The organism is Streptomyces sp. NPDC031365 (genome assembly GCF_055569765.1).
Genome location: NZ_JBVIIM010000064.1, coordinates 1 through 9,039, shown reverse-complemented (window position 1 = coordinate 9,039; position 9,039 = coordinate 1). Strand labels below are relative to the sequence as shown.

At 72.0% G+C, this 9,039-nt stretch carries 9 protein-coding genes and 1 pseudogene; all 10 read left to right on the top strand.

The genetic code is table 11. The features are described from left to right. A pseudogene (locus ACZ5C2_RS38245) lies at nucleotides 1–113 on the top strand (ABC transporter ATP-binding protein); the annotation flags it as partial. A 370-nt stretch (nucleotides 114–483) separates the two neighbouring features. After that, nucleotides 484–1,395, top strand: coding sequence for a squalene synthase HpnC (gene hpnC, locus ACZ5C2_RS38240; RefSeq protein WP_468801535.1), 912 nt, complete (start codon nucleotides 484–486; stop codon nucleotides 1,393–1,395). Beyond that, nucleotides 1,392–2,342 carry a presqualene diphosphate synthase HpnD gene (gene hpnD, locus ACZ5C2_RS38235; protein ID WP_468801534.1) on the top strand — a complete coding sequence of 317 codons (951 nt, stop codon included), beginning with the start codon at nucleotides 1,392–1,394 and terminating at the stop codon, nucleotides 2,340–2,342. The genes hpnC and hpnD overlap by 4 nt, the downstream gene beginning before the upstream one ends. Further along, nucleotides 2,342–2,464 carry a DUF6380 family protein gene (locus ACZ5C2_RS38230; protein WP_468801533.1) on the top strand — a complete coding sequence of 41 codons (123 nt, stop codon included), beginning with the start codon at nucleotides 2,342–2,344 and terminating at the stop codon, nucleotides 2,462–2,464. Before hpnD ends, ACZ5C2_RS38230 begins: the two co-directional genes overlap by 1 nt. Beyond that, entirely contained in the window at nucleotides 2,461–3,888 is a 1,428-nt protein-coding gene (gene hpnE, locus ACZ5C2_RS38225) for a hydroxysqualene dehydroxylase HpnE (RefSeq protein ID WP_468801532.1), read from the top strand. The genes ACZ5C2_RS38230 and hpnE overlap by 4 nt, the downstream gene beginning before the upstream one ends. 71 nt (nucleotides 3,889–3,959) lie before the next feature. Then, the gene (locus ACZ5C2_RS38220) at nucleotides 3,960–5,024 is read left to right on the top strand and encodes a polyprenyl synthetase family protein (RefSeq protein WP_468801539.1); all 1,065 of its coding nucleotides are present in this window, start codon (nucleotides 3,960–3,962) and stop codon (nucleotides 5,022–5,024) included. A 117-nt stretch (nucleotides 5,025–5,141) separates the two neighbouring features. After that, nucleotides 5,142–7,202, top strand: coding sequence for a squalene--hopene cyclase (shc, locus tag ACZ5C2_RS38215; protein WP_468801530.1), 2,061 nt, complete (start codon nucleotides 5,142–5,144; stop codon nucleotides 7,200–7,202). Continuing rightward, complete coding sequence (locus ACZ5C2_RS38210) at nucleotides 7,202–7,843, top strand: 5'-methylthioadenosine/S-adenosylhomocysteine nucleosidase family protein (RefSeq protein WP_468801528.1); 642 nt, start codon at nucleotides 7,202–7,204, stop codon at nucleotides 7,841–7,843. Before shc ends, ACZ5C2_RS38210 begins: the two co-directional genes overlap by 1 nt. A 5-nt stretch (nucleotides 7,844–7,848) precedes the next feature. Beyond that, complete coding sequence (gene hpnH / locus ACZ5C2_RS38205) at nucleotides 7,849–8,880, top strand: adenosyl-hopene transferase HpnH (protein WP_468801527.1); 1,032 nt, start codon at nucleotides 7,849–7,851, stop codon at nucleotides 8,878–8,880. After that, a partial coding sequence (locus tag ACZ5C2_RS38200; RefSeq protein WP_468801537.1) for a flavodoxin-dependent (E)-4-hydroxy-3-methylbut-2-enyl-diphosphate synthase occupies nucleotides 8,877–9,039 on the top strand: 163 nt, incomplete at its 3' end. The genes hpnH and ACZ5C2_RS38200, both read left to right, overlap by 4 nt.

Here is a 9,039-nt window from a genome sequence, read left to right as displayed (position 1 = left end):
AGTCGATCCGCGACACCTGCGACCGCGTGCTGTGGCTGGAGCGCGGTGAGCTGCGCATGGACGGGCCGACCGACGAGGTGCTCAAGGAATACGAGAAGTTCACGGGGAAGTAGCCCGGTACTGCCACGACGCACCCTGGGCCCCACCGGAACTGTCCGGCGGGGCCCGGCGTCCGCGAGGGAGGCGTCGACTCCTGCCGCCGGGCGGAATGCTGACACCGATCGGCGTGTTGCCGTGGTGCCCGGAGACCCCCGACGATGTGCACCGCGTTGTACAACGTAAGCTGTACCGGTCCCGAAAGACGGCAATCAGGGCCATAATGCCCGACACCATCCAGCGATACCGCCGGGTGAAAACCTGGGCGGCGTGTCCGAAATAGTGTGCATTGGGTCAGCAGTGTAGAACGGGAGACGTGACGGCAATGGCTACGGAAACTCCCCGGCTGAACGCAGCATGTGCCGTCCCCGCCCCGGGCAGTCCACGATGACGCCCCCCGCCGCGGCGCCCGCCGTCGACGTCGAGCGAGCCACGCTGGACAAGGCCGCAGCCGAGAACTTCCCCGTGGCCCCCTTCTTCCTGCCCAGATCCTGGCGGGACGACCTCATGGCCGTGTACGGCTTCGCCCGACTGGTCGACGACATCGGTGACGGCGACCTGGCTCCCGGTGGTGCCGACGCCCGCCTCCTCGGGGTCCGGGAGGACGAGGCGGCGGACCGGCTGCTCCTGCTGGACGCCTTCGAAGCCGATCTCCACCGGGTGTTCGACCCGTCCGGCCCGGAGCCGCGGCACCCGCTGCTGCGCAGGCTGCTGCCCACGGTCCGCCGCCACGCGCTGACCCCCGAGCCCTTCCTCGGCCTGATCGCCGCGAACCGCCAGGACCAGCTCGTCCAGCGCTACGAGACCTACGACGATCTGCTCGCCTACTGCGAGCTGTCGGCCAACCCCGTCGGCCGTCTCGTCCTCGCCGTGACCGGGACCGCCACCCCGGAGCGGATCCGCCGCTCCGACGCGATCTGCACGGCCCTGCAGATCGTCGAGCACCTCCAGGACGTCGCCGAGGACCTCGGCCGCGACCGCGTCTACCTGCCCGCCACGGACATGAGGCTCTTCCGTGTCCGGGAGGCGGACCTCGCCGCACCCACCGCCGGCGCATCGGTGCGCGCACTCGTCGCGTACCAGGCTCAACGCGCCCAGCACCTGCTGAATGAAGGCGCCCCCCTGGTGGGCAGCGTCCACGGCAGGCTCAGACTGCTGCTCGCGGGGTTCGTGGCGGGAGGAAGGGCGGCGGTCCGGGCGATCGCCGCCGCCGAATACGACGTACTCCCCGGCCCCCCGAAGCCCGGCAAGCTCCAGTTGCTGCGCGAGGCGGGCGTGACTCTGCGAGGAAAGGGGTGATCCGGACCGTGGCGTCGCAACCACCCGCGTCCGCACCGGTACTCGCCGCCTACAGCTACTGCGAGACCGTCACCGGACAGCAGGCACGCAACTTCGCCTACGGCATCCGGCTGCTGCCGGCACCGGAGCGGCGCGCCATGTCGGCGCTGTACGCGTTCTCCCGGCGGGTCGACGACATCGGCGACGGCACGCTGGCCGACGACGTCAAGGCCGCCCGGCTGGAGGACACCCGGGCGCTGCTCTCCCGGATCCGCGACGGCGCGGTCGACGAGGACGACACCGACCCGGTGGCGGTCGCCCTCGCACACGCCGCCACCCGTTTCCCGATCCCGCTCGGCGGACTGGACGAACTCATCGACGGCGTCCGGATGGACGTACGCGGTGAGACCTACGAGACCTGGGACGACCTCAAGGTCTACTGCCGCTGTGTCGCGGGCGCCATCGGGAGGCTCTCGCTCGGCGTGTTCGGCACGGAACCCGGCGCGCGCGGTGTCGAGCGCGCCCCCGAATACGCCGACACGCTGGGGCTCGCGCTGCAGCTGACCAACATCCTCAGGGACGTCCGGGAGGACGCCGAGGGCGGGCGCACCTATCTGCCCGCGGACGACCTGGCCAAGTTCGGCTGCTCGGCCGGGTTCGGCGGGGCGACGCCACCGGAGGGCTCCGACTTCGCGGGCCTGGTGCACTTCGAGGTGCGCAGGGCCCGCGCCCTTTTCGCCGAGGGCTACCGGCTGCTCCCCATGCTCGACCGGCGCAGCGGCGCCTGCGTGGCGGCGATGGCCGGCATCTACCGCCGTCTTCTGGACCGCATCGAGCGCGACCCCGGGGCCGTGCTGCGCGGCCGGGTCTCCCTGCCCGGACGCGAGAAGGCCTACGTCGCGGTGCGCGGCCTGTCCGGGCTGGACACCCGGAACGTGACCCGGCGGACCGTCAGGAGGCGCACCTGATGGACACCCCGCTCCCCGGCGGAAAGCGGCAGGCAACCCTCCGCCACGACGTCGCGTCCCCCCCTGAGACGGCCGGTCGTGCACCGCTGAAGCAGCCCGGCCGGTCGGGGGAGGGCGCATGAGCCACGGCACACGCACCGAGGGGCCGCGCACGGACGAACCGGTCCCGGCAGGACGGCACGCCGTCGTGGTCGGCGGCGGGCTCGCCGGCGTCACCGCCGCGCTCGCACTCGCCGACGCCAACGTGCGCGTCACCCTGCTCGAAGGCCGGCCGCGCCTGGGAGGTCTCGCCTTCTCCTTCCGCCGCGGCGACCTGACCGTCGACAACGGCCAGCATGTGTACATGCGCTGCTGCACGGCCTACCGCTGGTTCCTCGACCGGATCGGGGGTGCGGCCCTGGCACCGCTGCAGGACCGTCTCGACGTGCCCGTGCTCGACGTCGCGCGCCCCGAGGGGCGGCGGCTCGGCAGGCTGCGGCGCGACGCCCTGCCCGTGCCCCTGCACCTGGGGCGCAGCCTCGCCACGTATCCGCATCTGTCGCTCGCCGACCGGGCCGCAGTGGGCCGGGCCGCACTCGCGCTGAAGGGGCTCGACCTCGCCGACCCGGCCCTGGACACCCAGGACTTCGGCAGCTGGCTGGCCGCGCACGGCCAGTCGGCGCGGGCCGTCGAGGCACTGTGGGACCTGGTCGGGGTCGCCACCCTCAACGCGGTCGCGGCCGACACGTCCCTGTCGCTCGCCGCGATGGTGTTCAAGACCGGCCTGCTGTCCGACGCTGCGGCGGCCGACATCGGGTGGGCCCGGGTGCCGCTGGGTGAACTGCACGACCGGCTCGCCCGCACAGCGCTCGACTCCGCGGGCGTGCGTACCGAGGTCCGTACACGGGTCACCTCCGTCTCTGCCCACGGAGGGGGAGGGTGGAGCGTCTCGGTTCCCGGCGAGACGGTCCGGGCCGACGCGGTCGTTCTCGCCGTGCCACAGCGCGAGGCGTACGGCCTTCTGCCCGAGGGCGCGCTCGACGCCCCCGAGCGACTCCTCGGCATCGGCACCGCACCGATTCTCAACGTTCACGTGGTCTACGACCGTCAGGTGCTCGCACGGCCCTTCTTCGCGGCCCTCGGCACACCCGTGCAGTGGGTCTTCGACCGCACCGAGGCCTCCGGTCTGCGGCGCGGCCAGTATCTGGCGCTGTCCCAGTCGGTCGCCCAGGCCGACATCGACGAGCCGGTCGCCGCCCTGCGCGAGCGCTACCTGCCCGAACTGGAGCGGCTGCTGCCGCGCACGCGGGGCGCCCGCGTCGAGGACTTCTTCGTCACCCGGGAGCGCGCCGCCACGTTCGCTCCCGCCCCCGGCGTCGGACGACTCAGGCCCGGCGCCCGCACCAAGGCCCCCGGCCTGTGCCTGGCCGGAGCGTGGACCGCCACCGGGTGGCCCGCGACCATGGAGGGCGCGGTCCGCAGTGGAGTCGGCGCGGCGGACGCCGCGCTGGACGCCCTCGGCCGGCCCCGCCCCCGCCACCTCTTCGCGATCGAGGAGGCGGCCTGATGCTGCAACGGAGCGGTGCGGCAGGTTCCCGCACTCCCGGTACCGCAACAAGAGGAGAGACTGTGCCCACTGTGCCCCCGGCCCCGCAGGCCGCTCGAAGGACCGCGGTGGACGTGCCCGCGCTCCTGGAGCGCGGGCGGACCCTGGCCACGCCGGTACTGCGGGCGGCCGTCGACCGCCTGGCACCTCCCATGAACTCGGTTGCCGCCTACCACTTCGGCTGGATCGACGCCCAGGGCCGGCCCGCGGACGGTGACGGCGGCAAGGCCGTGCGCCCCGCGCTCGCCGTGCTGTCCGCCGAGGTGCCCGGGGCCGCTCCGGGGACCGGCGTCCCCGGAGCGGTCGCCGTCGAACTGGTCCACAACTTCTCGCTGCTGCACGACGACCTGATGGACGGCGACGAACAGCGCCGGCACCGCGACACCGTCTGGAAGGTGCACGGCCCCGCCCAGGCCATCCTGGTCGGCGACGCCCTGTTCGCCCTGGCGGGTGAGGTGCTGCTGGAACTCGGTACCGCCGAGGCCGGCCGCGCCGCCCGCCGCCTCACCACCGCGAGCCGCGCGCTCATCGACGGCCAGGCCCAGGACATCTCCTACGAGCACCGCGACCGCGTCAGCGTCGAGGAATGCCTGGAGATGGAGGGCAACAAGACCGGCGCCCTGCTCGCCTGCGCCAGCTCCATCGGCGCGGTGCTCGGCGGCGCCGACGACCGCACCGCCGACGCGCTGGAGACGTACGGATACCACCTCGGCCTCGCCTTCCAGGCCGTCGACGATCTCCTCGGCATCTGGGGCGACCCGGAGGCCACCGGCAAGCAGGCCTGGAGCGACCTGCGCCAGCGCAAGAAGTCCCTCCCGGTCGTGGCCGCACTCGCGGCGGACGGCCCCGCCTCCCGGCGACTCGGCGAGATCCTCGCGGCGGACGCCGGGGGCAGTGACTTCGCGAACTTCTCCGAGGAGGAGTTCGCGGCCCGTGCCGCACTCATCGAGGAGGCCGGCGGCCGCGAGTGGACCGCCGGCGAGGCACGCCGTCAGCACACCATCGCCATCGAGGCCCTCGACGCCGTGGACATGCCCGACCGGGTGCGGGAACAGTTCACGGCGCTCGCGGACTTCGTCGTCGTACGAAAGAGATGATCACTATCGGTCGAATAGCCCTCGCGTAGTCGCCGGCCGGTGTTGCGGGGAGAACGGCACCGGCCGACGGCGGACCCACAGCAGACGCACCTCGCAGGACTGCACGAAGGGGAAGCCATGACAGCGACGACCGACGGAAGCACCGGGGCGGCTCTGCCGCCCCGCGTGACCGCGGCCAGCGAAAACGACAACGACGTCCCCGAGGCGGCCGGGGTTCCCGACATCGCCGCCCGCGCCGTGCGGCGCGCCACCGACCTCCTCCTGGCCCAACAGCACGACCAGGGCTGGTGGAAGGGCGACCTCGAGACCAACGTCACGATGGACGCCGAGGACCTGCTGCTGCGTCAGTTCCTCGGCATCCGCGACGAGGACACCACCCGCGCCGCCGCCCTGTTCATCCGCGGGGAGCAGCGCGAGGACGGAACCTGGGCCACCTTCCACGGCGGACCCGGCGAACTCTCCGCCACCATCGAGGCGTACGTCGCCCTGCGGCTGGCCGGTGACCCGCCCGACGCCCCGCACATGGCCAGGGCCTCCGCCTGGATCCGCGAGCGGGGCGGCATCGCCGCATCCCGGGTCTTCACCCGCATCTGGCTGGCCCTGTTCGGCTGGTGGAGATGGGAGGACCTGCCCGAACTCCCGCCCGAACTGATCTGGTTCCCCTCGTGGGTGCCGCTCAACATCTACGACTTCGGCTGCTGGGCCCGGCAGACCATCGTGCCGCTGACGGTCGTCTCCGCGAAGCGGCCGGTGCGTCCCGCGCCGTTCCCGCTGGACGAGCTGCACACCGACCCGCACCGCCCCAACCCTCCCCGGCCGCTCGCTCCGGCGAGAAGCTGGGACGGCGCCTTCCAGCGGCTGGACAAGGGCCTGCACGCCCTGCGCAGAGCCGTACCGCGCCGGCTGCGCGGAGCGGCCGTGAACGCCGCCGCCCGCTGGATCATCGAGCGGCAGGAGAACGACGGCTGCTGGGGCGGTATCCAGCCCCCGGCGGTGTACTCGGTCATCGCGCTGCACCTGCTCGGCTACGACCTGAATCATCCGGTGATGCGTGCGGGCCTGGACTCGCTGGACCGCTTCGCCGTGTGGCGCGAGGACGGGGCCCGCATGATCGAGGCCTGTCAGTCGCCGGTGTGGGACACCTGTCTCGCCACCATCGCGCTGGCCGACGCGGGTGTGCCCGCCGACCATCCGCAACTGGTCAAAGCGGCCGACTGGATGCTCGGTGAGCAGGTCGTGCGGCCCGGCGACTGGTCCGTGCGCCGGCCCCATCTGCCGCCCGGCGGATGGGCGTTCGAGTTCCACAACGACAACTACCCCGACATCGACGACACCGCAGAGGTGGTCCTCGCGCTGCGCCGGGTCAAGCACCACGACCCCGAGCGGCTGGACAACGCGATCGGGCGGGGCGTTCGCTGGAACCTCGGCATGCAGTCGAAGAACGGCGCGTGGGGCGCCTTCGACGTCGACAACACCAGCCCCTTCCCGAACCGGCTGCCGTTCTGCGACTTCGGCGAGGTCATCGACCCGCCGTCCGCCGATGTCACCGCACACGTCGTGGAGATGCTCGCCGTCGAGGGCCTCGCCCACGACCCGCGCACCCGGCGTGGCATCCAGTGGCTCCTCGCCGAACAGGAGCTGGACGGTTCCTGGTTCGGGCGCTGGGGCGTCAACTACCTCTACGGAACCGGCTCCGTGGTTCCCGCGCTGGCCGCGGCCGGGCTCCCCCACTCGCACCCGGCGATCCGGCGGGCCGTGGCCTGGCTCGAGAAGGTGCAGAACGACGACGGCGGCTGGGGCGAGGACCTGCGCTCCTACCGCCACGTCCGGGAGTGGAGCGGCAGGGGAGCCTCCACCGCCTCACAGACCGCCTGGGCACTGATGGCGCTGCTCGCGGCGGGGGAGCGTGACTCCGGGGCCGTCGAGCGCGGCATCGAGTGGCTGGCGGCCACCCAGCGCGAGGACGGCTCCTGGGACGAGCCGTACTTCACCGGCACCGGCTTCCCCTGGGACTTCTCCATCAACTACCACCTCTACCGGCAAGTCTTCCCGCTCACCGCACTCGGCCGGTATGTGCACGGGGAGCCCTTCAGCAAGAAGCCGGCCGCGGCGAAGGCCGGCGCCGGGTCGGCGGACGCCGCCGGGCAGCAGCCACTCGCCGAGGCGAAGGGAAGCTGATGAGCCCCGAGCCCGCCCCGGCCCCGCTGCTGATCGCCTGCGCGCTCGGTATCGAGCAGTTCGCCCTGCGCAGGCGTGAGCGGGGTACTCCGGGCGGGCCGGTCACCGTCCTGCGTACGGGCATGGGTCCGGCGGCGGCCGAGCGCTCCGTCACCCGGGTGCTGGCCGGCCCGGCCCTGCGTGACGCGGCCGTCCTGGCCACCGGGTTCTGCGCGGGGCTCGCCCCCGAGATGCACCCCGGTGACCTGGTCGTCGCCGAGGAGACCCGTGACCCGCGCGGCAGCGTCCCGTGCGTCGGGACCGACCTGCTGGTGAAGGAACTGGTGCGCGCCGTGCCCGGGCGCACCGTCCACACCGGCCCGCTCACCGGCTCCGACCACGTCGTCCGCGGTCACGAACGGTCCGATCTGCTCGCCACCGGCGCGATCGCGGTCGACATGGAATCCGCGGCCACGCTTCTGAGCGCCGTCCGGACGGGCGAGCGCCCGGTTGCGGCCGTCCGGGTGGTCGTGGACGCTCCTGAACACGAACTGGTCCGCATCGGCACGGTCCGCGGTGGAATATCGGCTTTCCGTGTCCTTCGTTGCGTACTTCCGGCTTTCTATGAATGGCACCGTTCCTTGCTGCTCCCCAGGAGGTGAGCCAGATGGCCATGCCGCTGCGTCAGTCCATCAAGGTCGCTACATACTTGGCCGAACAAAAGCTCCGCAGGCGGGACAAGTTCCCGCTCATCGTCGAACTGGAACCGCTCTTCGCCTGCAACCTCAAGTGCGAGGGCTGCGGCAAGATCCAGCACCCGGCCGGGGTGCTCAAGCAACGGATGCCCGTCGCGCAGGCCGTGGGCGCGGTCCTGGAGTCCGGGGCGCCCATGGTGTCGATCGCGGGCGGCGAGCCCCTGATGCACCCTCAGATCGACGAGATCGTGCGCCAGCTGGTGGCCAGGCGCAAGTACGTGTTCCTCTGCACCAACGCCCTGCTCATGCGCAAGAAGATGGACACGTTCACGCCTTCGCCCTACTTCGCGTTCGCCGTGCACATCGACGGCCTGCGGGAGCGGCACGACGAGTCCGTGGCGAAGGAGGGCGTGTTCGACGAGGCCGTGGAGGCCATCAAGGAGGCCAAGCGGCGCGGCTTCCGGGTCACCACCAACTCGACCTTCTTCAACACCGACACCCCGCAGACCATCATCGAGGTGCTGAACTACCTCAACGACGACCTCAAGGTCGACGAGATGATGATCTCGCCCGCCTACGCCTATGAGAAGGCTCCCGACCAGGAGCACTTCCTGGGTGTGGAGCAGACACGGGAACTGTTCAAGAAGGCGTTCGCGGGCGGCAACCGCCGCCGCTGGCGGCTGAACCACTCCCCGTTGTTCCTGGACTTCCTCGAGGGCAAGGTCGACTTCCCCTGCACCGCGTGGGCGATCCCGAACTACTCCCTCTTCGGCTGGCAGCGCCCCTGCTACCTGATGAGCGACGGCTATGTGCCGACGTACCGGGAACTGATCGAGGACACCGACTGGGACCAGTACGGCCGCGGCAAGGACCCGCGCTGCGCCAACTGCATGGCGCACTGCGGCTACGAGCCCACCGCCGTGCTCGCCACCATGGGATCGCTGAAGGAGTCGCTGCGCGCCCTGCGCGAGACGGTCTCCGCCAAACCGGGAGGGAGGCCATGACCGCCGTCTCGCTCGGCATGCCGTCCGTACCGACCAAGCTCGCCGAGCGCCGGAGGAGCCGGCGGATCCAGGTCGGATCAGTGGCGGTCGGCGGGGACGCCCCGGTGTCCGTGCAGTCGATGACGACCACGCGTACGTCCGACATCGGCGCGACCCTCC

Excerpts from the sequence above, each read along its gene's own strand:
- hpnC (WP_468801535.1), top strand. The coding sequence starts at position 484 with ATGACGCCCCCCGCCGCGGCGCCCGCCGTCGACGTCGAGCGAGCCACG.
- ACZ5C2_RS38230 (WP_468801533.1), top strand. The coding sequence starts at position 2,342 with ATGGACACCCCGCTCCCCGGCGGAAAGCGGCAGGCAACCCTCCGCCAC.
- hpnE (WP_468801532.1), top strand. The coding sequence starts at position 2,461 with ATGAGCCACGGCACACGCACCGAGGGGCCGCGCACGGACGAACCGGTC.
- shc (WP_468801530.1), top strand. The coding sequence starts at position 5,142 with ATGACAGCGACGACCGACGGAAGCACCGGGGCGGCTCTGCCGCCCCGC.
- ACZ5C2_RS38210 (WP_468801528.1), top strand. The coding sequence starts at position 7,202 with ATGAGCCCCGAGCCCGCCCCGGCCCCGCTGCTGATCGCCTGCGCGCTC.
- hpnH (WP_468801527.1), top strand. The coding sequence starts at position 7,849 with ATGGCCATGCCGCTGCGTCAGTCCATCAAGGTCGCTACATACTTGGCC.